General features: G+C 59.9%; 17 protein-coding genes. 6 read left to right on the forward strand and 11 right to left on the reverse strand.

Annotated elements, in window-relative coordinates; translation table 11 throughout:
• The first annotated feature begins 42 nt into the window (after window positions 1–42).
• Entirely contained in the window at window positions 43–1,341 is a 1,299-nt protein-coding gene (locus tag BXA01_RS06770; RefSeq protein ID WP_041477332.1) for an MFS transporter, read from the forward strand.
• A gap of 172 nt (window positions 1,342–1,513) precedes the next feature.
• Here the strand turns inward: BXA01_RS06770 and BXA01_RS06775 are convergent, their stop codons facing one another.
• Window positions 1,514–2,977: a glyceraldehyde-3-phosphate dehydrogenase gene (locus tag BXA01_RS06775; RefSeq protein ID WP_016775482.1), complete on the reverse strand. Its 1,464-nt coding sequence runs from the start codon at window positions 2,975–2,977 to the stop codon at window positions 1,514–1,516.
• Window positions 2,978–3,331: 354 nt separating this feature from the next.
• Between BXA01_RS06775 and mfd the strand changes: the two genes are divergently transcribed.
• The 3 genes from mfd to BXA01_RS06790 are packed head-to-tail and all read left to right on the forward strand — an operon-like array spanning window position 3,332 to window position 10,075.
• Window positions 3,332–6,781: a transcription-repair coupling factor gene (gene mfd / locus BXA01_RS06780; RefSeq protein ID WP_076563659.1), complete on the forward strand. Its 3,450-nt coding sequence runs from the start codon at window positions 3,332–3,334 to the stop codon at window positions 6,779–6,781.
• Window positions 6,782–6,791: 10 nt separating this feature from the next.
• On the forward strand, window positions 6,792–7,373 hold the full coding sequence (locus BXA01_RS06785; RefSeq protein WP_076563660.1) for a CsiV family protein: 582 nt from the start codon (window positions 6,792–6,794) through the stop codon (window positions 7,371–7,373).
• An 11-nt stretch (window positions 7,374–7,384) separates the two neighbouring features.
• Window positions 7,385–10,075, forward strand: a complete 2,691-nt coding sequence (locus BXA01_RS06790; protein WP_076563661.1) for a DEAD/DEAH box helicase — start codon at window positions 7,385–7,387, stop codon at window positions 10,073–10,075.
• Window positions 10,076–10,200: 125 nt separating this feature from the next.
• Here BXA01_RS06790 and BXA01_RS06795 read toward each other — a convergent pair whose 3' ends face one another.
• The 4 genes from BXA01_RS06795 to BXA01_RS06810 all read right to left on the reverse strand — a co-directional run bounded on the left by BXA01_RS06795 (window position 10,201) and on the right by BXA01_RS06810 (window position 16,131).
• Window positions 10,201–13,494: a DEAD/DEAH box helicase gene (locus BXA01_RS06795; protein ID WP_076563662.1), complete on the reverse strand. Its 3,294-nt coding sequence runs from the start codon at window positions 13,492–13,494 to the stop codon at window positions 10,201–10,203.
• A gap of 9 nt (window positions 13,495–13,503) precedes the next feature.
• Window positions 13,504–14,241 (reverse strand): S-methyl-5'-thioinosine phosphorylase, encoded by a 738-nt coding sequence (locus tag BXA01_RS06800; protein WP_016775487.1) that lies wholly within the window; start codon window positions 14,239–14,241, stop codon window positions 13,504–13,506.
• A gap of 13 nt (window positions 14,242–14,254) precedes the next feature.
• Window positions 14,255–15,265, reverse strand: a complete 1,011-nt coding sequence (nagZ, locus tag BXA01_RS06805; protein ID WP_076563663.1) for a beta-N-acetylhexosaminidase — start codon at window positions 15,263–15,265, stop codon at window positions 14,255–14,257.
• A gap of 158 nt (window positions 15,266–15,423) precedes the next feature.
• Window positions 15,424–16,131, reverse strand: a complete 708-nt coding sequence (locus BXA01_RS06810; protein ID WP_016775489.1) for a TetR/AcrR family transcriptional regulator — start codon at window positions 16,129–16,131, stop codon at window positions 15,424–15,426.
• A 229-nt stretch (window positions 16,132–16,360) separates the two neighbouring features.
• On the opposite strand from BXA01_RS06810, the gene lexA reads away from it, so the two are divergent.
• Complete coding sequence (gene lexA / locus BXA01_RS06815; protein WP_076563664.1) at window positions 16,361–16,969, forward strand: transcriptional repressor LexA; 609 nt, start codon at window positions 16,361–16,363, stop codon at window positions 16,967–16,969.
• A gap of 10 nt (window positions 16,970–16,979) precedes the next feature.
• Window positions 16,980–17,453, forward strand: coding sequence for an SOS-induced cell division inhibitor SulA (sulA, locus tag BXA01_RS06820; protein WP_041477346.1), 474 nt, complete (start codon window positions 16,980–16,982; stop codon window positions 17,451–17,453).
• Between the two features lie 96 nt (window positions 17,454–17,549).
• Here the strand turns inward: sulA and BXA01_RS06825 are convergent, their stop codons facing one another.
• The 6 genes from BXA01_RS06825 to fadB form a co-directional block, all read right to left on the reverse strand.
• Window positions 17,550–17,783, reverse strand: a complete 234-nt coding sequence (locus tag BXA01_RS06825; protein WP_003226592.1) for a hypothetical protein — start codon at window positions 17,781–17,783, stop codon at window positions 17,550–17,552.
• A gap of 106 nt (window positions 17,784–17,889) precedes the next feature.
• Entirely contained in the window at window positions 17,890–18,414 is a 525-nt protein-coding gene (locus tag BXA01_RS06830) for a DUF6586 family protein (protein WP_076563665.1), read from the reverse strand.
• Window positions 18,415–18,557: 143 nt separating this feature from the next.
• Window positions 18,558–21,191 (reverse strand): type I DNA topoisomerase, encoded by a 2,634-nt coding sequence (gene topA, locus BXA01_RS06835; protein ID WP_016775493.1) that lies wholly within the window; start codon window positions 21,189–21,191, stop codon window positions 18,558–18,560.
• Between the two features lie 114 nt (window positions 21,192–21,305).
• Window positions 21,306–21,542, reverse strand: a complete 237-nt coding sequence (locus BXA01_RS06840; protein ID WP_076563666.1) for a DUF1653 domain-containing protein — start codon at window positions 21,540–21,542, stop codon at window positions 21,306–21,308.
• Window positions 21,543–21,635: 93 nt separating this feature from the next.
• Window positions 21,636–22,811 carry an acetyl-CoA C-acyltransferase FadA gene (fadA, locus tag BXA01_RS06845; protein WP_016775495.1) on the reverse strand — a complete coding sequence of 392 codons (1,176 nt, stop codon included), beginning with the start codon at window positions 22,809–22,811 and terminating at the stop codon, window positions 21,636–21,638.
• 29 nt (window positions 22,812–22,840) lie between these two features.
• Entirely contained in the window at window positions 22,841–24,988 is a 2,148-nt protein-coding gene (gene fadB, locus BXA01_RS06850; RefSeq protein ID WP_024013640.1) for a fatty acid oxidation complex subunit alpha FadB, read from the reverse strand.
• Window positions 24,989–25,447: the final 459 nt, after the last annotated feature.

The raw sequence follows: 25,447 nt of genomic DNA on the forward strand, positions 1-25,447 counted from the left end.
GGCTGCAACGCCTTTATACAAATTGAACAGTGAGTACCTCCCATGTCCTCCACCACGGGCAAAGGCAAAGCGATCTTTCGCGTTGTCAGCGGCAACTTCCTCGAAATGTTCGACTTCATGGTCTACGGCTTCTATGCCACGGCCATCGCCAAGACCTTCTTCCCCACCGACAGCGCGTTCGCTTCGCTGATGCTGTCGCTGGCGACCTTCGGCGCCGGCTTCCTGATGCGCCCGCTGGGGGCGATTTTCCTCGGCGCCTATATCGACCGTCACGGACGGCGCAAAGGGCTGATCATCACTTTGGCGATGATGGCCGCCGGTACGGTGTTGATTGCCTGCGTGCCCGGCTACGCGACGCTCGGTGTCGCCGCGCCGCTACTGGTGTTGTTCGGCCGTCTGTTGCAGGGCTTCTCAGCGGGCGTGGAACTCGGCGGTGTGTCGGTGTATCTGGCGGAAATTTCAACGCCGGGGCGTAAAGGCTTTTTCGTCAGTTGGCAGTCGGCCAGCCAACAGGCTGCGGTAGTCTTCGCCGGTCTGCTCGGTGTCGGTCTCAACCACTGGCTGAGCCCTGAGCAGATGGGCGAATGGGGCTGGCGCGTACCGTTTCTGATTGGCTGCATGATCGTGCCGGTGATTTTTTTCATCCGACGCTCGCTGGAAGAAACCCCGGAGTTCCAGGCGCGCACCCACCGCCCTACCCTCGGCGAAATCGTCCGCTCGATCGGGCAGAACTTCGGCATCGTTATTGCCGGCATGGCGCTGGTGGTGATGACCACGGTGTCGTTCTACCTGATCACTGCGTACACGCCGACGTTTGGCAAGGCTGAGCTGCATCTGTCTGATCTCGATGCGCTGTTGGTGACGGTGTGCATCGGCTTGTCGAACTTCTTCTGGCTACCGGTGATGGGCGCGGTATCCGACAAGATCGGCCGAAAACCCTTACTGCTGGCGGCGACGATTCTGGCGATCCTGACGGCGTATCCGGCGCTGTCGTGGCTGGTGGCGAACCCGAGTTTCAGCCATTTGCTGATTGTCGAATTGTGGCTGTCGTTTCTGTACGGCTCGTACAACGGCGCGATGGTGGTGGCACTGACCGAGATCATGCCGGTGGAAGTGCGCACGACCGGTTTCTCGCTGGCGTACAGCCTCGCGACGGCGACGTTCGGCGGCTTTACCCCGGCGGCGTGTACCTATCTGATTCATGTGCTGGACAACAAGGCAGCACCGGGCATCTGGCTCAGTGGCGCGGCGGTGTTGGGCTTGATTGCGACACTGGTGCTGTTCCGTGGCAACCGGCATGAGTTGCGCACGGCGCAGGCCTCGGTAGCCAGCGGCGCCTGACAGAATGCTTTCGCGAGCAGGCTCGCTCCCACAGAAGATTGTGAACGACACTGATCCAGTGTGGGAGCGAGCCTGCTCGCGAAGAGGCCGGCAAGGACGCCGAAGATCCAACAGGCCCACAAACAAAAACGCCCCGACAAAATGCCGGGGCGTTTTCATTCAAGCCTGAGGCTTAGCGCGGGAACGCTGGCGGATTCACATCAGCCATGTCTTCCATCACGCGAACCACTTGGCAGCTGTAGCCGAACTCGTTGTCGTACCAAACGTACAGAACGACGCGGTTGTCCTGCACGATGGTCGCTTCAGCATCAACCACACCAGCGTGACGCGAGCCGACGAAGTCGGTCGACACCACTTCCTGCGAATTGACGAAGTCGATCTGCTTGTGCAGTTCGGAGTGCAGCGCCATGTAGCGCAGGTACTCGTTCATCTCTTCACGGGTGGCGGCTTTCTCAAGGTTGAGGTTGAGAATGGCCATCGACACGTTCGGCGTCGGCACACGGATCGCGTTACCGGTCAGCTTGCCGGCCAGCTCAGGCAGAGCCTTGGCAGCAGCGGTGGCGGCGCCGGTCTCGGTGATCACCATGTTCAGCGCGGCGCTGCGGCCACGGCGATCGCCCTTGTGGAAGTTGTCGATCAGGTTCTGGTCGTTGGTGTACGAGTGAACGGTTTCGACGTGACCGTTGATGATGCCGAACTTGTCGTTGACCGCTTTCAACACCGGCACGATGGCGTTGGTGGTGCAGGAAGCAGCCGAGACGATTTTGTCGTCAGCGGTGATTTCACCGTGGTTGATGCCGTGAACGATGTTTTTCAGCTTGCCCTTGCCAGGCGCGGTCAGAACAACGCGATCAATGCCCGGGCAGGCCAGGTGCTGACCCAGGCCATCGGCGTCACGCCATACACCGGTGTTGTCCACCAGCAGCGCGTCTTTGATGCCGTACTGGGTGTAATCCACCTCGGTCGGGTTCTTCGCGTAGATCACCTGGATCAGGTTACCGTTGGCGGTGATGGTGTTGTTTTCTTCATCGATGGTAATGGTGCCGTTGAACGAACCGTGTACCGAATCGCGACGCAGCAGGCTGGCGCGTTTGGTCAGGTCGTTTTCGGCGCCTTTGCGCACGACGATGGCGCGCAGACGCAGGCCGTCGCCACCACCGGTTTTCTCGATCAGGATGCGCGCCAGCAGACGGCCGATACGACCGAAGCCGTAAAGAACAACGTCAGTGCCTTTGCGGGCCGAGGCGTTCTGCTGGCCAACCACGTCAGCCATCTCTTCACGCACGAACTGCTCGGCGCTGCGGCCGTTGCCTTCATTGCGGAATTTGAACGCCAGCTTGCCCAGATCCACCGACGCCGCGCCGAGCTTGAGCTCGCTCATGGCCTTGAGCAGTGGGAATGTTTCGTGGACGGAGAGTTCGCTGTCGTCGGAAGAACGGTGGCGAGCAAAGCGGTGAGCTTTGAGAATCGCGATGACAGACTGGTTGATCAGGCTGCGGCCATAGATCGAGCTAACCACGTTGTTATTGCGGTAGAGCTGACCGATAAGCGGGATCATCGCTTCTGCGAGTGCTTCACGGTCGATCCATTCACCAAGACACTGGTCGGGCTTCTGAGTCACGGTAACCTTCCACATGTAGGGGCAGAAAAAAGGGGCTACATTATGCCGCCGACAAGCCCTTTCAGCAATGCGCGCTTGTCGCGCAATCGGTAACAAAATCCCGTTCAAAAAATTTACGCCTTTCTCCAGCCCAGTAAAACCGGGGCTTTCAGCGCAGTCAATTTTTCGACGACTGTTAGACGATGTCTGTAACCCTCCGTAACACCACCCGGTTTCGGCACTACATAACCATGAAAAAAGTGCTCGTTTTTATGGTTACCACTACATTTCGTCCAAACCGTGAAGATAGACGCAGTCTGCAACTGACAGGCGGCACCGGAGGCCGCTACAATTACCGACTTTGTCGCAACGCCTGGAGCTCAACCTTCCGTGCCTGTTCTGCGTCTACCGTTACTCCCTGCCGAAGCAGGTAAACAGCACTGGGGCAATCTGCCCGGTGCCGCCCTCAGCCTGGCGATTGCCGAGGCTGCCAGCGCTGCCAAGCGCTTTACCCTGCTGCTGACCGCCGACAGCCAAAGCGCCGAACGGCTGGAACAGGAGCTGAGTTTCTTCGCCCCGGATTTGCCCGTACTGCATTTCCCCGACTGGGAAACCCTGCCCTACGACCTGTTCTCGCCGCACCAGGACATCATCTCCCAGCGCATCGCCAGCCTGTATCGCCTGCCGGAACTGGCCCACGGCGTGCTGGTGGTTCCGATAACCACCGCCCTGCATCGCTTGGCGCCGACCAAATTCCTCCTCGGCAGCAGCCTGGTGCTGGATATCGGCCAGAAGCTCGACGTCGAACAGATGCGTGCGCGGCTCGAAGCCAGCGGCTATCGCTATGTCGACACGGTGTATGAGCACGGCGAGTTCACCGTACGCGGCGCGCTGATCGACCTGTTCCCGATGGGCAGCAAGCTGCCCTATCGCATCGACCTGTTCGACGACGAAATCGAAACCCTGCGCACCTTCGATCCGGAAACCCAGCGTTCAATCGACAAGGTCGAGTCGGTCAAGCTGCTGCCGGCCCGCGAGTTCCCGTTGCAGAAAGACGCAGTCACCCGCTTCAAGGCGCGCTTTCGCGAGCGCTTCGACGTCGACTTCCGCCGCTGCCCGATCTTTCAGGATTTGAGCAGCGGTATCACTCCGGCCGGCATCGAGTACTACCTGCCGCTATTCTTCGACGAAACTTCGACGCTGTTCGATTACCTGCCTCAGGACACGCAAGTGTTCTCGCTGCCGGGCATCGAGCAGGCGGCGGAAAACTTCTGGAACGACGTGCGCAATCGTTACGAAGAACGCCGCGTCGATCCATCGCGTCCTTTATTGCCACCGGCCGAACTGTTCCTGCCGGTGGAAGACTGCTTCGCGCGCCTGAAGAACTGGCCGCGAGTCGTCGCCAGTCAGCAGGACGTCGAAACCGGCGTCGGCCGTGAACGCTTCCCGGCGCACGCGCTGCCGGATCTGGCCATCGAAGCCAAAGCCACGCAACCACTGGCGGCGCTGGCCGGTTTCCTCGAAGAATTCCCCGGTCGCGTGCTGTTCACCGCCGAATCGGCGGGTCGTCGCGAAGTCCTGCTGGAACTGCTGGAACGCCTGAAGCTGCGGCCGAAAACCGTCGACAGCTGGCCAGACTTCGTTGCCAGCAAGGATCGTCTGGCGATCACCATCGCCCCGCTCGACGAGGGCCTGCTGCTCGACGACCCGGCGCTGGCGCTGGTGGCGGAAAGTCCGCTGTTCGGCCAACGGGTCATGCAACGTCGTCGTCGCGAGAAGCGCAGCGACGTCAGCAACGATGCGGTAATCAAGAACCTCACCGAACTGCGAGAAGGCGCGCCGGTGGTGCATATCGATCACGGCGTCGGCCGCTACCTGGGCCTGACGATTCTGGAAATCGATAATCAGGCCGCCGAATTCCTCACCCTCGAATACGCCGAGAACGCCAAGCTTTACGTGCCGGTGGCCAACCTGCACCTGATCGCGCGCTACACCGGCAGCGACGATTCGCTCGCGCCGCTGCATCGCCTCGGCTCGGAAACCTGGCAGAAAGCCAAGCGCAAAGCCGCCGAGCAGGTGCGTGACGTCGCCGCCGAATTGCTCGACATTTACGCCCGTCGTGCCGCCCGTGAAGGTTACGCCTTCGCCGACCCGAAGGCCGATTACGCCACCTTCAGCGCCGGTTTCCCGTTCGAAGAAACACCCGATCAGCAAGCGACCATCGAGGCGGTACGCGAAGACATGCTCGCGCCGAAACCGATGGATCGTCTGGTCTGCGGCGACGTTGGCTTCGGCAAGACCGAAGTGGCCATGCGCGCCGCGTTCATCGCCGTGCACGGCGGTCGTCAGGTGGCGATTCTGGTACCGACCACCCTGCTCGCCCAGCAGCACTACAACAGTTTCCGCGACCGCTTCGCCGACTGGCCGGTGACGGTCGAAGTGATGAGTCGCTTCAAATCGGCCAAGGAAGTCAACGCGGCGATCGCCGATCTTGCGGAAGGCAAGATCGACATTGTCATCGGCACGCACAAGCTGCTGTCCGACGACGTGAAGATCAAAAACCTCGGGCTGGTGATCATCGACGAAGAACACCGTTTTGGCGTACGCCAGAAAGAACAGCTCAAGGCCCTGCGCAGCGAAGTCGACATCCTCACCCTGACTGCGACGCCGATTCCGCGCACGCTGAACATGGCGGTGTCGGGCATGCGCGACCTGTCGATCATCGCCACGCCACCAGCGCGGCGCCTGTCGGTGCGCACTTTCGTCATGGAGCAGAACAAGAGCACGGTCAAGGAAGCCCTGCTGCGTGAACTGCTGCGTGGCGGTCAGGTTTACTACCTGCACAACGATGTGAAGACCATCGAGAAGTGCGCCGCCGACCTCGCGGAACTGGTGCCGGAAGCGCGCATCGGTATCGGCCACGGGCAGATGCGCGAACGTGAACTCGAACAGGTGATGAGCGACTTCTACCACAAGCGCTTCAACGTGCTGATCGCCTCGACCATCATCGAGACCGGCATCGACGTGCCAAGCGCCAACACCATCATCATCGAGCGCGCCGACAAGTTCGGTCTGGCGCAGTTGCACCAGTTGCGTGGTCGTGTCGGTCGCAGTCACCACCAGGCTTACGCCTACCTGCTGACACCGCCACGCCAGCAAATCACTTCGGACGCGGAAAAACGTCTGGAAGCGATCGCCAATACCCAGGACCTCGGCGCCGGTTTCGTCCTGGCCACCAACGACCTGGAAATCCGTGGCGCCGGCGAACTGCTCGGCGATGGTCAGAGCGGGCAGATTCAGGCCGTCGGTTTCACCCTGTACATGGAAATGCTCGAGCGCGCAGTGAAGTCGATCCGCAAGGGCGAGCAACCGAACCTCGATCAACCGCTGGGCGGCGGCCCGGAAGTCAATCTGCGGGTGCCGGCGCTGATTCCGGAAGATTATCTGCCGGATGTGCATGCGCGGTTGATTCTGTATAAACGCATCGCCTCGGCCACCGACGAGGAAGGCCTCAAGGACCTGCAGGTGGAGATGATCGACCGCTTCGGCCTGTTGCCGGAGCCGACCAAGAACCTGGTGCGGATCACCGCGCTGAAATTGCAGGCGGAAAAGCTTGGCATCAAGAAAGTCGACGGCGGGCCGCAAGGCGGACGTATCGAGTTCGAAGCGCAGACGCCGGTTGACCCGATGACCCTGATCAAGCTGATCCAGACGCAGCCCAAGCGCTACAAGTTCGAAGGCGCGACGATGTTTAAATTCCAGGTGCCAATGGAGCGCCCGGAAGAACGTTTCAATACTGTCGAGGCGCTGTTTGAGCGTCTCATCCCGAAATCCGCTTGAAGGACGCCCGATGCGCCTGTTCCGCTCTCTGACTATGTTGCTTGCCTCGCTCTTGATGACAGTGGCAGCACCAGCGGCGTTTGCCGATGACACGTATCAGGTCGAAATGATCCTGGTGCGCCAGAATGCCGTCCCGGCCATCGTCAGCCGCGCCGCCCCAGAAGACTGGGCCGCAGGCGCCCAGCGTCTGGGCAGCGACAGCCAGCGCACCCCAGCGCTGAATGATGTAGTGAGCAAACTCACCGCCAGCGGCGAGTACACCGTGCTGATGCACAAAGCCTGGCAGCAGAGCCTCGGCGAAGCGCCGGCGAAAGTCGCGGTGAGCGAAGGTCAGGAGCAGTTCGGCCAGTTCCCGATCGAGGGCACGCTGGAAATGAAACTCGGCCGCTTCACCGACGTGACCGCCGATTTCTGGGTCAATCAGATCGACGCCAATGGCCTGGTCACTGCCAGTGAGCGCCTGCGTCAGGACAGCCACACCAAGAACGGCCAGCTCAATTACCTCGACAACGGCCATCTGGCCTTGCTGATCAAGATCACATCCCTGACCGCGCCAGCGCCTCGCGAAGCGCCTGAAGTCGTGCCGGACTGATCGAAGTCCTTATGCCGCCGCCCCTGAGCAAACCGCTGGCCCCGTCGTGGGTCAGCCGATTCAAAGAACAGAGTCTGGAGCGCGGCCGCCGCTACGCTTTGGAGAATCGGGTGCGCATCGCCCAGGTCGGCGATGCGACCATCACCGCCAGTTGCGAAGGTTCTGGCGGCAGTGTCTACCGGCAGACCATCCATCTGCGCGAGTCAGCCAAAGCCACCCTACTGCTGGTCGACGCCACCTGCACCTGCCCGGTGCGCAGCAACTGCAAACACTGCGCGGCGGTGCTGCTGAAAATCCAGGAAACCCTCGACTACCCCGCCGCCGCTAAAGATGCCGAGCTGCTGGAGAAGCTCCAGGCCGTGCTGGAAAACCGTAGCCCGAAAGCGCCGCCGCAAGTGCTGGTGGACAACGTGCAACCGGTGCCACGCCTATGGCTGGCGAGCGTCGAGTTCAGCGCCTTCGAGCCGCGCAACGGCAAGATGCAGCGCTACATTCAGCACCGCGCGGCGCTGTCGTTCAGCTATCTGGACGAATACGTCAGCGGGCAAAAACACAGCGATATCCTGATCCGTCAGGAAGCCCAGACCCTGCGGATAAAACGTCACCCGGACGTCGAACAGTCCTACCGCGAACAGTTACGCATCCTCGGTTTCCGCATCGCCACCCGGCAGAGCAAAGCCCTGCCGGAAAGCGCCGGCGAACTCTACGAGATGGTCAACGACAGCGCCTGGCTGACCTTCACCCTCAATGACTTGCCGAAGTTGCGCAGCCAGGGCTGGGAGTTGCAGATCGATGAGGAATTCGGTTTCGACCTGACCGCCGTCGACGACTGGTACGCCACCGTCGAACAGGCGCCGGAACGCGACTGGTTCGATCTGGAGCTGGGCATCATCGTCAACGGCGAGCGCCTGAGCCTGCTGCCGATTCTGCTGAATCTGATGCGCTCGCACACCGAGATCCTCAACCCGGAGCGCCTCGCCCGCCGTCGCGATGACGAGCTGATTCTGGTCAACATTCCGCAACGCACCAGCGAGCATGGGCCGTTGCAAGTGGCGCTGCCGCTCGGTCGCTTGAAGCCGGCATTGATGACGCTGGGTGAGTTCTATTTACAGGAGCCGGGCGAAACAACGCTGCGCCTGAGTAAGGCTGACGCCACCCGGCTCAATTCGCTGGAAGGCCTGCCGCTGTTGTGGGAAGGCGGCGAGCAGATCCGCACCTTCGCCCAGCGCCTGCGCGACATCCGCGATTTCACTGCCGAAGCGCCGCAAGGTCTGAATGCAACGCTGCGCCCGTATCAGCTTGAAGGATTGAGCTGGATGCAATCGCTGCGGCAACTGGAAGTCGGCGGGATTCTTGCGGATGACATGGGCCTGGGCAAAACCCTACAGACCCTGGCGCATATTCTCAGCGAGAAGAACGCCGGACGCCTCGATCGTCCGTGCATGGTGGTGATGCCGACCAGCCTGATTCCGAACTGGCTCGATGAGGCGGCGCACTTCACCCCGCAGCTGAAAGTCCTCGCGCTGTACGGCGCCACGCGCAAAAAGCACTTCGACAATCTGGCCGACTTCGACCTGATCCTCACCACTTACGCCCTGTTGCCCAAGGACCTTGAGCGCCTGGCCAAACAGCCGCTGCACGTGCTGGTGCTGGACGAAGCGCAATACATCAAGAACCCCAACAGCAAAGCCGCTCAGGCCGCGCGCGAGCTGAACGCGCGCCAGCGCCTGTGCCTCAGCGGCACGCCGCTGGAAAACCACTTGGGCGAACTCTGGTCGCTGTTCCACTTCCTGTTGCCGGGCTGGCTCGGCGACGTGAAAAGCTTTAATGCCGATTACCGTGTGCCGATCGAAAAGCGCGGTAGCGAAGTCAGACTGCAGCACCTCAACGGTCGGATAAAACCGTTTCTGCTGCGCCGCACCAAAGAGCAGGTCGCCACGGAGCTGCCGCCGAAAACCGAAATCATCCACTGGGTCGAACTCAACGAAGCGCAGCGCGACGTGTACGAGACCATGCGCCTGGCGATGGACAAGAAAGTCCGTGACGAGATCACCCGCAAAGGCGTGGCGCGAAGCCAGATCATCATTCTCGAAGCATTGCTCAAGCTGCGCCAGGTCTGCTGCGATCTGCGCTTGGTCAACGACGCCACCCTGCCCGCGCGCGGCAGCACTTCGGGCAAGCTCGACAGCCTGATGGAAATGCTTGAGGAACTGTTCGAAGAAGGCCGGCGAATCCTGCTGTTCTCGCAATTCACTTCGATGCTGACATTGATCGAAGAGGAATTGAAAAAACGCAAGATCGCTTACGCCCTCCTCACTGGCCAGACCCGCGACCGGCGCACACCGGTGAAGGAATTCCAAAGCGGCACGCGTCAGATTTTTCTGATCAGCCTGAAGGCCGGTGGTGTCGGTTTGAACCTGACCGAAGCCGACACGGTGATTCACTACGACCCGTGGTGGAACCCGGCAACCGAGAATCAGGCCACCGACCGGGCCTATCGCATTGGCCAGGAAAAACCGGTGTTCGTCTACAAGATGATTGCCCGGGGCACAGTGGAAGAGAAAATTCAGCACCTGCAGAAGGAAAAGTCTGACCTGGCAGCGGGCGTGCTCGATGGGCGCAAGGCCGGTGACTGGAAGTTGCAGAGTGATGATATTGAAGCGCTGTTTGCGCCGTTGCCGGACAAGATCGACAAGCGCTGAAATCGGCGTCGCTGGTTAGATAGCTTTTCGCGAGCAGGCTCGCTCCCACAATTAATCCAGATTCGCTCGAGATCCAATGTGGGAGCGAGCCTGCTCGCGAATGGCCCCACCGCGATTCAAACCCTTCAATCTCTGGAAACCGGCAACGGCGCAAACAACGCCTCGATATCACTCTGTTCCAGTTTGAATCCGCCCGTCGTGCCACCCTCAAGCACCGCCCCGGCCAGCGCCGCTTTCTCCTGCTGCAACGCCTGGATCTTCTCTTCGACGGTGCCTTTGGCAATCAACTTGTAGACGAACACCGGATTGTTCTGCCCGATGCGATACGCCCGATCGGTCGCTTGGTTCTCCACCGCCGGGTTCCACCAAGGATCGAAGTGAATCACCGTGTCCGCCGCCGTCAGGTTAAGACCGGTGCCGCCGGCCTTGAGGCTGATCAGGAACAACGGCACCTTGCCGCTCTGAAAATCCCTCACCGGTGTGCGCCGATCGGTGGTGTCGCCGGTCAGCAACGAGTAGCCAAACCCGCGTTGCTGCAACTCCTGCTCAATCAGCGCCAGCATCGAGGTGAACTGCGAGAACAGCAGAATGCGCCGCCCTTCACCGAGCAATTCTTCAAGCATCTCCATCAGGCTGATCAGCTTGCCGCTGCCGGAACGCAACGCCTTCGCCGTCAGCGGCATATTGACCAGGCGCAGATCGCAGCAGACCTGACGCAGCTTGAGCAGCGCATCGAGGATGATGATCTGACTGCGCGCCACGCCGCTGCGGGCGATTTCGTCGCGGACCTTTTTGTCCATCGCCACGCGCACCGTCTCATAGACGTCGCGCTGACCATCGCTGAGTTCGACCCAGTGGATGATCTCGGTTTTCGGCGGCAACTCGGTGGCGACCTGATCCTTCTTGCGTCGCAGCAAAAACGGCTTGATGCGCGCGGTCAGGTGCTGCATGCGCTGGACATTGCCGTGCTTCTCGATGGGTGTGCGGTAATCGCGATTGAAGGATTTGCTGTCGCCGAGCCAGCCGGGCATGAGGAAATGGAACTGCGACCACAGCTCACCGAGGTGGTTTTCCAGCGGCGTACCGCTCAGACACAAGCGCTGACGGGCCTGTAAGTCACGGGCGGCCTGGGCGGCTTTGCTCAGCGGGTTCTTGATGTTCTGCGCCTCGTCGAGAATCAGCACGCTCCACGACTGCGGCTGCAAGATCTCCAGATCCCTGGGCAGCAATGCGTAAGTGGTGAGCACCAAGTCGTATTCGCCCAGATTGGCAAAGTCCTTTTGCCGCCCGGTGCCGTGCAGCGCCAGGACTTTCAACTGCGGCGTGAAGCGCTCGGCTTCGTCGAGCCAGTTGGGAATCAGGCTGGTCGGCATCACCGCCAGTGCCGGACAGTCCAGGCGCCCGGCGTGTTTTTCGGTGAGCAAATGCGCCAGCGTCTGCAGGGTTTTGCCCAGGCCCATGTCATCGCCCAAAATGCCGCCGACCTCCAGCTCGCGCAGGGTCTGCATCCAGTTCAGGCCTTCGAGCTGATACGGGCGCAGTTGCGCGTTGAGGCCGGCCGGCGCCGCGATGTGGGCGTGACTGGAATTTTGCAGGCGCTTGGCAAAGGTCCGCAGACGTTCGCCGCCCTGCCAATCCAGCGGCACGCCATCGAGCATACTCAGACGCGCGGCGTCGGGAGCGGTCAAGCGCAGTGCATCACCCTGATGGCCGCCCAGGTACAACTCGCCCAGCGTGGCCATCAACGGCTTGACTCGACTCAGCGGCAACGCGACCTTGGCGCCCGCCGGGTCGCCAAAACCGCTGGGCTTGAGCTCGATCAGGAGTTTTTCATCATCGCTGCGCTGCGCCAGATTGACCGGGTCGAGCAAGCGCGGCTGGGTCCGCAACAGGTGTAGAAGAATCGGCAGCAAGCTGTAGCGCTCGCCGTTGACGACGATACCCAACTGCAAATCAAACCACTGATGCGTAGCCTCTTCTTCAACCTCCGCGTACCACTGCTCAACCGGTTGTACATCGAAATGGAAACCGGGACTGATCTCGATTTTCCAATCTGCGGCGCGCAGCGTGGCCAGCCCTTCGTGCATGAAGCCAAGCCAGGCGGAATCATCCGGCAAGGTAAACATCTCGCCGGGACGGTCCATTGCACTCTTGCGCGTGGCTTTCTTGAAGCCATGTTTTTGCAGGTTCTGGCGCAGCTTCTTTTCCAGCGCAGGTTGACGCTGAATGCGCTGGGTTTCGCTGCCGTTGAGGATCATCACTTCCGGGTTGCGATCCACCGCCGGATGACCGTTGTAGGTAAACAGCAGAGCGGCGCGGTGCTCCAGCACATATTCCCAGCGCGAGCGTTCTCGGCCGCTGACCAGGGTCAGTTGCGGCTGCGGCAGCACGTCATCGATGATCCGTTCGGTGAGTTTGTGCGGTGGCGCAATTTGGGTCGCCGCGCTCATGCGATGGCTGAACTGCATGGCCTGACGCGCCGGAATATCTGGCGCCTGGGTCAAATGGCAGGCGAGTTTTTCTTCCAGCTCAGTGAACAGCGGGCCAACCTGGCGCTGCTCGCGATCAAGATAATAAAGCGGCTCCAGCGCCAGCACGGTTTCCTGCGCGGCTTCGGCACTGCTCCATTGCGCGCGGAATCCGCCATCGGCCTGCTCAGCCCAAGAGAACTGACCCACGCGTTTCGCCCCCGGTGTCAGCGCTCGCAGGTCTTCGAAATCGAGGAACAGCCGCGAGGTGCGCAGGAGCATTTCCAGCAGTTCAGCGCCACTGCTGCCTTCCAGCGGATAGCCGCTGTAATAGGCGTGATGGGAATGCATGGCGACCAGCAGCCGGGCGATGCGCAGATCCAGCTCGGACAGGTAGCCCGGCTGGCGCATGAGCATTTCCGCGAGCGAGTACATCGGTTTGACTTCGCGTAACTCGCCGCTCTTGAGCTGGTAGACCTTGAAAATATCGAGCAGCCACTTGCCGTTCGCAGACGTCGGTTTGAGCTTGTAAAACAGCCGCGTACCTGCGGTTTGCGCACTTTCGTCAGCAGGCTTGGCCGGCACGGGAATTGTCGAAAGCCAATGCTCGAGCGCTCGCCCCAACGGGATCTGTGCATCATTGTCAGACGCATCCTCACCCGTGCCCAGCAGGTGATAGATCACCGCCGCGCTGTGCTTGCAGTCCAGTGCAACCGGACAGCTGCACAGGCATCGCAAGCTAACCGATCCCAACCGATCTTCTGACAGGTAAATGGTTTGCTCATACGCCTGAAGTTGCGATCCGACGCAGAACGCCTCAATCTTCCTGTCATCGATCTCGAGGATCTCTACCCGGTCATCGGCGGCATAAGCCCGGGCCTTGGCCAACGCCTTGCTACTGAATGCGTGGGTCCATGTCAGCCCTTTAAGCCGCTCGATGAAAATGCTCATGGACAGTCCTTAGCTGGCCAGCACCCGGGCCAGCGTCGATTTCACCTTGCCCATGCCATCGTGCAGGGCCTGCTCGATTTCGGCCATGGTGATCACTTCGGTGGTCTTGCCGGCTGCAGGATTCACGACGAGCGCCAGACAGGCGTAATCCAGATCCAGCTCACGCGCCAGCGCCGCTTCCGGCATGCCGGTCATGCCGACGATGTCGCAACCGTCACGCTCCAGTCGGACGATCTCGGCGACCGTTTCCAGACGCGGACCCTGGGTGCAGGCGTACACGCCTTGATCGCTGTATTCGCAGCCTTCGGCGGCGACTGCTGCAATCAATTGCTGACGCAACGGCTCGCTGTAGGGAAAGCTGAAATCGATGTGGGTGACGTGCTCCAGATCATCGGCGAAATAGGTGTGCTCGCGCCCACTGGTGTAGTCGACGATCTGGTGCGGCACACAGAAATGCCCGGTGCCCATGGCCGGATGAATCCCGCCCACCGCATTGACGGCGATGATCGCTTCGGCACCGGCCTGCTTCAGCGCCCAGAGGTTGGCGCGGTAGTTGACCTTGTGCGGCGGGAAACGATGCGGGTGACCGTGACGGGCGAGGAACAGCACTTCCTTGCCGGCGTATTCACCAATCTGCACCTCGGCCGAAGGCGCGCCGTACGGGGTGTCGACTGCCAGCGACTGGCGAATGCTCAGGCCTTCGAGCTGAGTCAGGCCAGTGCCGCCGATGATTGCGTAAACGGTCATAACGAAAAAATCCTTAATCGATCAGTTGAGCGTCTTTGAGCGCGCCGAGGGCGGTGAGCCAACGCGGAGCCTGACGATAATCGGTGCTGGCGAAGGCCTGCCCGCGCATCTTCGCGATGCGCGCGGAAGGCTTGACCTTCATACGCTGGGCGGCACTCAACGCCAGCTCGGCTGCCGCGCGGTCGTTGCACACCAGACCCATGTCGCAGCCAGCAGTGAGTGCGGCTTCGATGCGGCTGGCAGCGTCGCCGACCACGTGGGCGCCGGCCATCGACAGATCGTCGCTGAAGATCACGCCATCGAACTGCAACTCGCCCCGCAGAATGTCCTGCAGCCAGCGTCGGGAGAAACCGGCCGGCTGCGAGTCGACTTGCGGATAGATGACGTGGGCCGGCATGACGGCGGCCAGTTGTTTGCTGAGTTTGGCGAAGGGCACCAGATCATTGGCGCGGATCTCGTCGAGACTGCGCTCGTCGTTCGGGATCGCTACGTGGGAGTCGGCTTCGGCCCAGCCGTGGCCTGGGAAATGTTTGCCGGTGGCGGCCATGCCGGCGCTGTTCATGCCGCGAATGAATGCACCGGCGAGCAAGGCGGCGCGCTCGGGGTCCCCTTCGAAAGAACGGGTGCCCACCACGGCGCTGCGCTGATAGTCCAGATCCAGCACCGGGGCGAAACTCAGGTCGAGCCCGACCGCCAACACTTCGGTGGCCATGATCCAGCCGCATTGCTCGGCGAGATACTCTGCATTCGGGTTATCGGCGATGGCGCGCATCGCTGGCAGACGGACGAAACCCTGACGCAAGCGCTGCACACGCCCGCCCTCTTGATCCACTGCCAGCAGCAGATCCGGACGAATTGCGCGGATCGCGGCGCTCAGTTCGCGCACTTGGCGAGGATGCTCGATATTGCGGGCGAAAATGATCAGGCCGCCCACTTCGGGCTGACGCAACAATTGGCGATCTTCAGCCGTCAGCCAGGTACCGGCGACGTCCACCATCAACGAGCCTTGCAGGCCAGCAGTCATAGAGATTCCTTGAAAACAAAAAACCCGATCTGCTTGCATTCGCTACCGTGGGCATTGCCCGGACGGTCAGCAGAATTCATGCAGATCGGGTTCAGTACGAGAGTCGGCATGGCCGGCTAGCTTAGCGGATACCAGCTGCCGCGCCCACCCGTGCGCGGTCAAACCTTGGCGGCGACCGGCATGGATTTGCTGCGCGGACGCAATTGCGCGCTGGCCATGGCTGTATCAGTGACGCCGGTTTCGGCGCGCATGCCGGCAGCGAGGAACGGCACCATCAGGCGCATCACTTGTTCGATGGAGGTATTGACGCCGAAATCGGTCTCGGCGATCGCGCGCAAGGCCTTGATCCCGGACATGCTGAACGCTGCGGCGCCAAGCATGAAATGCACGCGCCAGAACAACTCGATCGGCGGAATGCGTGGCGCCGCCTCATTGACCAGCAGCATGTAGCGGCGGAACACCTTGCCGTACATGTCTTCCAGATAACGCCGCAAGTGGCCTTGGCTTTGACTGAACGCGAGGCCGAGCAAGCGCATGAAGATCGACAGGTCATTACCGCTGCGAGGCTGCACGACGAGCGCTTGCTCGACGAGAATTTCCAGCAATTCTTCGAGGGTCGGTTTGTTCTCAGGCTTGGCCTGACGGCGCTCCAGCTCTTTATCGAGGCTCACGCAAAACGGACCGAGGAAGCGCGAGAACACAGCTTGAATCAGCGCCTTTTTCGAGCCGAAGTGATAATTCACCGCAGCCAGATTGACGCCAGCCTTGCTGGTGATCAAACGCAATGAGGTTTCAGCGAATCCTTTCTCCGCGAACAACTGCTCGGCAGCATCAAGAATGCGTTCAACGGTTTCCGACTGGGCCATGGCTACTCCGCCTGACAAACACTTGTTTGAAACATACGTTTCAGTCTGTGCCTTGTCAAGCCTGCCGGTTCGTTTTGGGAATGGTCGGTCAGCTATTTAACCACACAAGGCACCAGCATTAATAAGCGCCCTTCGCGACCGCTCGGCGGGCGGCAAAAAAACGCCCATTGCCAAGACCGCTTCACTGTATATAATCCCAGTCACTGTATAAAAAGACAGAGCGATCAATATGCTAAAGCTGACGCCACGCCAAGCCGAGATTCTGGCCTTCATCAAACGTTGCCTCGAAGACAACGGCTATCCGCCCACCCGTGCGGAAATCGCTCAGGAATTGGGTTTCAAATCGCCCAACGCGGCGGAAGAACATCTCAAGGCCCTGGCCCGCAAAGGTGCGATCGAGATGACCCCGGGTGCTTCTCGCGGCATCCGTATTCCCGGCTTCGAAACCAAGGCCGACGACTCCACCCTGCCGATCATTGGCCGAGTGGCTGCCGGCGCGCCGATCCTCGCTCAACAGCACATCGAAGAATCCTGCAATATCAATCCGACCTTCTTCCATCCTCGCGCCGATTACCTGTTGCGTGTGCACGGCATGAGCATGAAGGACATCGGTATTTTCGATGGTGACCTGCTGGCAGTGCATACCACCCGCGAAGCGCGTAACGGCCAGGTTGTGGTTGCCCGTATCGGCGACGAGGTGACGGTCAAACGCTTCAAGCGTGAAGGCAGCAAAGTCTGGCTGATCGCCGAGAACCCCGAATTCGCCCCTATCGAAGTCGACCTGAAAGATCAGGAACTGGTGATCGAAGGCTTGAGTGTCGGCGTCATTCGCCGCTAAAGGAGGCTCCATGCAGTTCCCACACACACCTCAGCAAACACAACTGCCTTTATTTGAAGCGTTTCTGGCGCAACCGATTGCGCCGATCCTCAAAGACGTGGTCGAGCGTGACTGGAATGCCAAACCTGACGCCTTCAGTGAGCTATCACTGCGTGGTGCGGCCGGGAACTGCCTGAACCTGCTAGCGCCGATCCTGCGTGAATTGAGCGAGGATCAGGATGCGCGCTGGCTGACGCTGATCGCCCCACCCGCCAGCCTGACGCAAACCTGGCTGCGCGATGCCGGCCTGAACCGCGAACGCATTCTACTGCTGCAACCGCGCGGCACTCAGAGTGCTCAGCAACTGGCGTGCGAAGCGTTGCGGCTGGGTCGCAGCCACACCGTGGTGACCTGGCTAAACCCGTTGAATGCCAATTCGCGACAACAACTGATCAGCGCCGCGCGTACGGGCGAAGCTCAGAGCCTGAACATTCGTTTGGGTTGATTGATGGTAATGCGCGCTGTGTGAAGCGCAGGGCTTCTCCAGGGACAGAGAAGCCGATCTGAAGCGCAAGCGACCGAGAAAAGGCCAAAGCGTGGATCAATGAAGAACCCGCGGCCCCTCTTCCTTATCAAACTCGCCTTCAACCATACGACCTGCCATCTGCACGCCGACGCTCAACATGGCTTTGGCAATTTCAACGTGCTGGCCTTGCAGGAACGCCTTGGCATCCTCGGAGAAATCCAGCGTCACCAGAGAACCTTCGTCCTCGGCCCTGCGCAGTTCGATTCGGCCGTCTGGTAACTCGACAATTTCTAGAAAGGACGTTGGCATATAGGTCTGTTCTCCACGAAAGGCAGCGATTATATAGACATCATTCGAGCTTCGCTCAGGATCTTGACCAGCAGCATGTTTCAGATTGCCACTGCGCCAAACTACCTCAGCACTCGTTCAAGCCTTCCCGGAAACGCAGGGCCAGGCCCTTGAGGTTCTGCCGCCAGCTCTCCAGCTCATCTCGACCGAGCTCTTCTGGCGCCTCTTCTTCATCAAGATTAATCGCTTGGATCAGCGGCTGCGTCACGTCGCCTTTCGGCTTGCGTGGCGCCCTCGGTGGCTGAAACAGTGCTGCGTGCGCCGCCAGCAGTTTCGCCAGCCAGGTTTCCGGATTACCGGCCAACTCGACCATTTCCGCCAACTCCGGGATCGCTATCGATTCCAGCACGTCGCGCCTCAGCAACTCCTCCGCCCTCGGCGAATTGGCCTGCGGCAGACGATAAAAGCCGGCGATCTCGTGACACAAGCCCAGCAGTGCGCCGTAGAGGTGGAACAACGCCGACTCACGCCCGGCCTGGATCAGCGCCAGAGAATTCATCGCCCGACCCTCTTCAGCACGAGCCAGAGCTTCGAGTGACAGGCCGGCGAAATAGATCTTCTGGTTGGTGCGGGTATAGAGTTCGTGGGCCATGACGGCAGCCTCCACAACGAAATAATTGCTTCACACAGACCCGGCAGTGTCATGGATCAATCAATGCCAGCGCAAGCAAAAAACAAAAAGGCCGCATGAAACCCCGAAGGTTTCATGCGGCCTTTCGCTGTTCAGACTAACGCTTACTCAGCCTTGGCCTTTGCGCTGCGCTTGTCTTCAACAGTCCACTTGCCACCGTCGTAATACGCCTTCCAGCCTGTCGGTTTGCCATCGACTTCGGTCTGTACGTATTGCTCCTTGGTCTTGCGGCTGTAGCGGATGACCGCTGGCAGACCGTCAGGATCCTTTTGCGGAGCCTCGCACAGGAAGTGGTACTTCGGATCGATCTCGTCCTTGTGCGGCAGAATCTCGATCACCAGCGGAGCGCGGGTCTCGCGGTTCTTCGGGAACTGACTGGCGGCCAGGAACAGACCGGACGCACCGTCGCGCAAGATGTAGGTGTCGTTGACCTTTTCGCATTTCAGCTCAGGCATCTTCACCGGATCCATCTTCGGCGGCGCCGCGTCACCGCTCTTCAGCAGTTTGCGGGTGTTCTTGCACTCCGGGTTGGTGCAACCGAAGAACTTGCCGAAACGGCCGGTCTTGAGCTGCATCTCGCTGCCGCACTTATCGCATTCCAGACTCGGACCTTCATAGCCCTTGATGCGATAGCTGCCCTCTTCGATTTCGTAACCGGCGCAATCCGGGTTGTTGCCGCAGATGTGCAGCTTGCGCTTTTCGTCCAGCAGGTAGGCGTCCATCGCCGTGCTGCAGATCGGGCAGCGATGCTTGCCACGCAGGACCAGCGATTCCGATTCGCCCTCGTCGTCCGCTGCGATTTCATCGCCCGGCACCAGGTTGACGGTAGCCTTGCAGCGCTCTTTCGGCGGCAGGCTGTAGCCCGAGCAGCCGAGGAACACGCCAGTCGATGCGGTACGAATCTGCATCGGACGACCGCAGGTGGTGCACGGAATGTCAGTCATGACCGGCTGGTTGGCGCGCATGCCGCTGTCCGGGTTTTCCGCTACTTCGAGTTTCTTCTTGAAGTCGCCGTAAAACTCGTCCAGCACGTTTTTCCAGTCGCGCTCGCCCTGCGCCACGTCATCGAGGTTCTCTTCCATGCCGGCGGTGAAGCCGTAGTCCATGAGATTGGAGAAGCTCTCGGACAGACGTTCGGTGACGATGTCGCCCATCTTTTCCGAGTAGAAACGACGGTTGTGCAGGGTCACATAACCGCGATCCTGAATGGTCGAAATGATCGCAGCGTAGGTCGAAGGACGACCGATGCCGCGTTTTTCCATCTCCTTGACCAGACTGGCTTCGGAATAACGCGCCGGTGGCTTGGTGAAATGCTGCGACGGATCGAGCTTGATCAGCTTCATCACATCGCCCTGGGCCATGTCCGGCAGCACGTCATCATCGCCAGGCTTGGCAATCTGCGGCATCACGCGGGTGTAACCGTCGAACTTCAGAATACGGCCCTTGGCGCGCAGTTCGAAGTCGCCAGCGCCGACGCTGACGGTGGTCGACAGGTACTGCGCCGGCAGCATCTGGCAGGCGAGGAACTGGCGCCAGATCAGCTCGTACAGACGCTCGGCATCACGTTCCATACCCGCCAGCTTGCTCGGTGTGGTGTTGGCGTCGGACGGACGAATCGCTTCGTGAGCCTCTTGCGCGCCTTCCTTGCTGCTGTAAACGTTCGGTGTTTCCGGCAGGTATTTCTTGCCGAATTCGTCCTCAATGTATGTGCGCGCCATCGCCACGGCGTCGGCCGAGAGATTGGTCGAGTCGGTACGCATGTAAGTGATGTAGCCGGCTTCGTACAGACGCTGGGCCATCATCATGGTTTTCTTCACGCCGAAACCGAGGCGGTTGCTCGCAGCCTGCTGCAAGGTCGACGTGATGAACGGCGCCGACGGCTTGCTGCTGGTCGGTTTGTCTTCGCGCTTGACGATGCTGTAGCTGGAGGACTTGAGCTTCTCCAGCGCAGCCATGGCCTGGGCTTCGTTCAGCGGCTTGAAGGCTTCGCCTTTTTCGCGAGCCACTTCGAAACGCACGGTCGAGCCTTTGGCAGTGCCGAGATCGGCATGCACTTCCCAGTATTCTTCGGGATTGAACGCACGGATTTCGCGCTCACGCTCGACCACCAGTTTCACGGCAACCGATTGCACGCGCCCGGCAGACAGGCCACGGGCGATCTTGGCCCACAGCAGCGGCGAGACCATGTAGCCGACGACGCGGTCGAGGAAACGACGCGCCTGCTGGGCGTTGACACGATCAATGTCCAGCTCGCCCGGCTCGGAGAAGGCTTCCTGAATCGCCTTCTTGGTGATTTCGTTGAACACCACGCGCTTGTAACGGCTGTCATCACCACCGATGGCTTCGCGCAGGTGCCAGGCAATGGCTTCCCCCTCGCGATCCAAGTCGGTTGCGAGATAGATGGTGTCAGCATCCTTGGCGAGCCGGCGCAGCTCTTCGATGACCTTCTCTTTGCCGGGGAGGATCTCGTATTGGGCTTTCCAGCCGTGTTCGGGATCGACGCCCATGCGCGAGACCAGCTGCTTGCGCGCTTTCTCTTTCGGCGAGAGCACCGGACCTTCGCCCGCAGCAGCCTTGCCGCGCTTGGCGGCTGGCTCTTTGCTGGCGCTAGCCGAACCGCTGGTGGGCAGGTCTCGGATATGGCCGATACTCGACTTCACCACGTATTGGTTACCCAGATACTTGTTGATGGTCTTGGCCTTAGCCGGGGATTCCACAATGACCAGCGATTTGCCCATGGATCAGAAAATTCCTGAATTCTAGAAGTGAAAGGCGGTTGGCGCCTGACGCGGCACCGCTATATATAGTTGATACAAGGTGAGGTCAAGCGCAGGGTTGTCTGCGCAGTCGCCTCAAACCTTGTCAAAAAGGCTCGGTTCGGCTTGCACCAAAGCAAAGCGCGGCACCTGCTCGCCGTCAACCTCGACCGACTCGACGAACATGCTCAACGGGCGCACCCAATAGCCGTAATCGCCATACAGGGCTTGGTAAAAGACCACTTCTTCTTCGGTTTCGGAATGCCGCGCAACACTGAATACACGGTATTGCGGACCTTTGTAATGTTGGTAGAGCCCAGGTTGTATCGGCATGCTTCGGCCCTCACTGAAATCTTTTCAAAAATAAATAAAAAACCCAAAAACAAAAACCGGGGCACTGGGCCCCGGCTTCCATCGACGAGACGCTTAAACGCGTTCGAAGACGGTGGAGATGCCTTGGCCGAGACCAATGCACATAGTGGCCACCCCGAAGGTGCCGCTATTCTGCTTCATCACGTTCAACAGGGTGCCGGAAATACGCGCACCGGAGCAACCGAACGGGTGACCCAGGGCGATCGCGCCGCCATGCAGGTTAACCTTCTCGTTCATCTTGTCGAGCACTTTCAGATCTTTCAGCACTGGCAAGGCCTGTGCGGCGAAAGCTTCGTTGAGCTCGAAGAAGTCGATATCGTTAATGCCAAGGCCCGCACGCTTCAGCGCTTTTTGTGTTGCCGGCACTGGACCATAGCCCATGATCGCCGGGTCCACACCCGCCACTGCCATCGAACGGATTACCGCCATTGGCTGGATGCCCAGGTCCTGGGCACGCTGCGCCGACATCACGATCATGCACGAAGCACCATCGGTGATCTGCGACGAAGTACCGGCAGTCACGGTGCCGCCTTTCGGATTGAATGCCGGCTTGAGCGCCGCCAGACTTTCCAGGGTGGTTTCCGGACGAATGGTTTCGTCGTAGTCGTACAGTTTCAGGAACCCGTTCTCGTCGTAACCCTGCATCGGGATGATTTCGTCCTTGAACTTGCCTTCCACGGTTGCCTTGTGGGCCAACTGGTGGGAACGCACGCCAAAGGCATCCTGCTGCTCACGGGTGATGCCGTGCATCTTGCCGAGCATTTCAGCGGTCAGGCCCATCATGCCCGAGGCTTTCGCCGCGTACAGCGACATGTGCGGGTTCGGATCGACACCATGCATCATGCTCACGTGGCCCATGTGCTCGACGCCGCCGACCACGAACACGTCACCGTTGCCGGTCATGATCGCTTGCGCAGCAGTGTGCAGTGCACTCATCGACGAGCCACACAGACGGCTGACGGTCTGGCCGGCCGAGGTGTGCGGAATCTGGGTCATCAGCGACGCCATGCGCGCGATGTTCCAGCCCTGCTCCAGGGTCTGGTTGACGCAGCCCCAGATCACGTCCTCGACTTCCGCCGGGTCGACCTTGCTGTTGCGTTCCAGCAGTTTGCTGATCAGGTGCGCCGACATGTCTTCGGCGCGGGTGTTGCGGTGCATGCCGCCCTTGGAGCGGCCCATCGGAGTACGACCGAAGTCGACAATCACGACGTCTCTAGGATTCAAGCTCATAAGTTCACTCTCACTCTAGTTGGGGGCGCTTAACCGAAGAAGCTCTGGCCGTTCTTGGCCATTTCGCGCAGCTTCGCGGTCGGGTGGTACAGCGCGCCCAAATCAGCGTACTGGTCAGCCAGGGCAACGAACTCGGCAACACCGATCGAATCGATGTAGCGCAGCGCACCGCCACGGAATGGAGGGAAACCGATACCGTAGACCAGACCCATGTCGGCTTCGGCGGCGGTTTCAACGATGCCGTCTTCCAGGCAGCGCACGGTTTCCAGGCACAGCGGGATCATCATCCAGTTGATGATGTCTTCGTCAGTGACTTCGCGCTGCTCGTAAACGATCGGCTTGAGCACTTCGAGTACCGACGGATCGGCGACTTTCTTCTGCTTGCCTTTCTTGTCGGCCTCGTAGGCGTAGAAGCCCTTGCCGTTCTTCTGGCCCAGGCGTTTGGCTTCGTACAGCACGTCGATGGCCGAACGACGGTCATCCTTCATGCGATCCGGGAAACCTTCAGCCATGACGTCGCGACCGTGGTGACCGGTGTCAATGCCGACCACGTCCATCAGGTACGCAGGGCCCATCGGCCAGCCGAATTTTTCCATGACCTTGTCGATACGGACGAAGTCGACACCGGCACTGACCAGCTTGGCGAAACCGCCGAAATACGGGAACAACACGCGGTTGACCAAAAAGCCCGGGCAGTCATTGACGACAATCGGGTTCTTGCCCATTTTCTTCGCGTAGGCAACTGTGGTCGCGATGGCCAGTTCGCTGGACTTCTCGCCACGGATCACTTCCACCAGCGGCATCATGTGCACCGGGTTGAAGAAGTGCATGCCGACGAAGTTTTCCGGACGCTTGAGGGCTTTGGCCAGCAGGCTGATGGAAATGGTCGAGGTGTTGGACGCGAGGATGGTGTCCTCTTTGACCTTGTCTTCGACTTCAGCCAGTACCGCTTGCTTGACCTTCGGGTTTTCGACCACAGCTTCGACGACCAGATCGACGTGACCGAAGTCGCCGTAGGACAGGGTCGGACGAATGCCGTTGAGCACTTCAGCCATCTTCGCAGCGGTCATGCGACCCTTGTCAACGCGGCCGACCAGCAGCTTGGCGGCTTCGGCCAGACCCTGCTCGATACCGTGCTCGTTGATGTCCTTCATCAAGATCGGCGTGCCTTTGGAGGCCGACTGATAAGCGATACCGCCACCCATGATGCCGGCGCCGAGTACGGCAGCCTGCTTCACGTCCTTGGCGATTTCGTCATAGGCCTTGGCCTTTTTCTTCAATTCCTGATCGTTCAGGAACAGGCCGATCAGGCTCTGCGCAGCAGAGGTCTTGGCCAGTTTGACGAAGCCTGCAGCTTCCACTTCCAGTGCCTTGTCGCGACCAAAGTTCGCGGCTTTCTGGATGGTCTTGATCGCTTCAACCGGCGCCGGGTAGTTCGGGCCGGCCTGGCCAGCCACGAAACCTTTGGCGGTTTCGAAAGCCATCATTTGCTCAATGGCGTTCAACTTGAGTTTTTCAAGTTTCGGCTGACGCTTGGCCTTGTAATCGAACTCGCCGGAGATGGCGCGCTTGATCAGCTCAAGGGCAGCTTCCTGCAGCTTCTCGGGAGCAACCACGGCGTCGACGGCGCTGACTTTCAGCGCGTCTTCAGGGCGGTTTTCCTTGCCGGCAGCAATCCACTCGATGGCGTTGTCGACACCGATCAGGCGTGGCAGACGTACGGTACCGCCGAAGCCCGGGTAGATGCCCAGTTTGACTTCCGGCAGACCGATCTTGGCCTTGGTGGACATGACGCGATAATCGGCCGCCAGGCACATTTCCAGACCGCCACCGAGGGCGATGCCGTTGATGGCCGCGACGGTTGGCACGTTGAGGTCTTCGAAATCGCTGAAGATCTTGTTGGCTTCGAGATTGCCTGCAACCAGCTCGGCATCCGGCAGCTTGAAGTTGTCGACAAATTCGGTGATGTCGGCGCCGACGATGAATACGTCCTTGCCGCTGCTGACGATCACGCCCTTGATCGAAGCATCTGCCTTGATGGTGTCTACGGCCTGACGCAGTTCGTTCAGGGTTAGACGGTTGAACTTGTTGACGGACTCACCCTTGAGGTCGAATTTCAATTCGACGATGCCACTTTCAAGAGCTTTAACCGTGATGGCTTTACCTTCGTAAATCATCAACTGATCTCCACGATATGGAAGCTGAACAGTACACGTCGGACGCAGGCATAGGGCTCAGAAGGACGCTTTGTTCGTCGATGCTGACACCGTCCGCTTGGCACACCCGCCAACGCGATAGTCGGGATTCTGTAGGAGCAGTCTGTAAGACAAACGCTCAATTCATACGCCCGTTTGATTCGGGTACGTCACCTTCACGGAATTTCAGACAATTGTCAATCGCCCTAAATTCGGGCTGAAATGCGACTTTGCGGTCATTTCTGCACCATGATGAGCAGCAACACCCGCCCCGATGTTCAGCCATTCATAGAATCAATAGTTAGAAAAGTCGCCCTAATTTCCGCCGAGCCCTGTTCAGAAGGCTACGCTGGGGGGACTGCGAGGAAATTTGCCGGGGCGATCGAAGCGCCTGCCGCAAAAAAAGATTACCGGTCTGCCTGGCCAATCCGCCCGACGAAT

It is taken from the genome of Pseudomonas sp. B10, from assembly GCF_900156235.1.
GTDB lineage: Bacteria > Pseudomonadota > Gammaproteobacteria > Pseudomonadales > Pseudomonadaceae > Aquipseudomonas > Aquipseudomonas siliginis.

Excerpts from the sequence above, each read along its gene's own strand:
- BXA01_RS06770 (WP_041477332.1), top strand. The coding sequence starts at position 43 with ATGTCCTCCACCACGGGCAAAGGCAAAGCGATCTTTCGCGTTGTCAGC.
- BXA01_RS06775 (WP_016775482.1), bottom strand. The coding sequence starts at position 2,977 with ATGTGGAAGGTTACCGTGACTCAGAAGCCCGACCAGTGTCTTGGTGAA.
- BXA01_RS06785 (WP_076563660.1), top strand. The coding sequence starts at position 6,792 with ATGCGCCTGTTCCGCTCTCTGACTATGTTGCTTGCCTCGCTCTTGATG.
- BXA01_RS06790 (WP_076563661.1), top strand. The coding sequence starts at position 7,385 with ATGCCGCCGCCCCTGAGCAAACCGCTGGCCCCGTCGTGGGTCAGCCGA.
- BXA01_RS06795 (WP_076563662.1), bottom strand. The coding sequence starts at position 13,494 with ATGAGCATTTTCATCGAGCGGCTTAAAGGGCTGACATGGACCCACGCA.
- BXA01_RS06800 (WP_016775487.1), bottom strand. The coding sequence starts at position 14,241 with ATGACCGTTTACGCAATCATCGGCGGCACTGGCCTGACTCAGCTCGAA.
- nagZ (WP_076563663.1), bottom strand. The coding sequence starts at position 15,265 with ATGACTGCTGGCCTGCAAGGCTCGTTGATGGTGGACGTCGCCGGTACC.
- BXA01_RS06810 (WP_016775489.1), bottom strand. The coding sequence starts at position 16,131 with ATGGCCCAGTCGGAAACCGTTGAACGCATTCTTGATGCTGCCGAGCAG.
- lexA (WP_076563664.1), top strand. The coding sequence starts at position 16,361 with ATGCTAAAGCTGACGCCACGCCAAGCCGAGATTCTGGCCTTCATCAAA.
- sulA (WP_041477346.1), top strand. The coding sequence starts at position 16,980 with ATGCAGTTCCCACACACACCTCAGCAAACACAACTGCCTTTATTTGAA.
- BXA01_RS06825 (WP_003226592.1), bottom strand. The coding sequence starts at position 17,783 with ATGCCAACGTCCTTTCTAGAAATTGTCGAGTTACCAGACGGCCGAATC.
- BXA01_RS06830 (WP_076563665.1), bottom strand. The coding sequence starts at position 18,414 with ATGGCCCACGAACTCTATACCCGCACCAACCAGAAGATCTATTTCGCC.
- topA (WP_016775493.1), bottom strand. The coding sequence starts at position 21,191 with ATGGGCAAATCGCTGGTCATTGTGGAATCCCCGGCTAAGGCCAAGACC.
- BXA01_RS06840 (WP_076563666.1), bottom strand. The coding sequence starts at position 21,542 with ATGCCGATACAACCTGGGCTCTACCAACATTACAAAGGTCCGCAATAC.
- fadA (WP_016775495.1), bottom strand. The coding sequence starts at position 22,811 with ATGAGCTTGAATCCTAGAGACGTCGTGATTGTCGACTTCGGTCGTACT.
- fadB (WP_024013640.1), bottom strand. The coding sequence starts at position 24,988 with ATGATTTACGAAGGTAAAGCCATCACGGTTAAAGCTCTTGAAAGTGGC.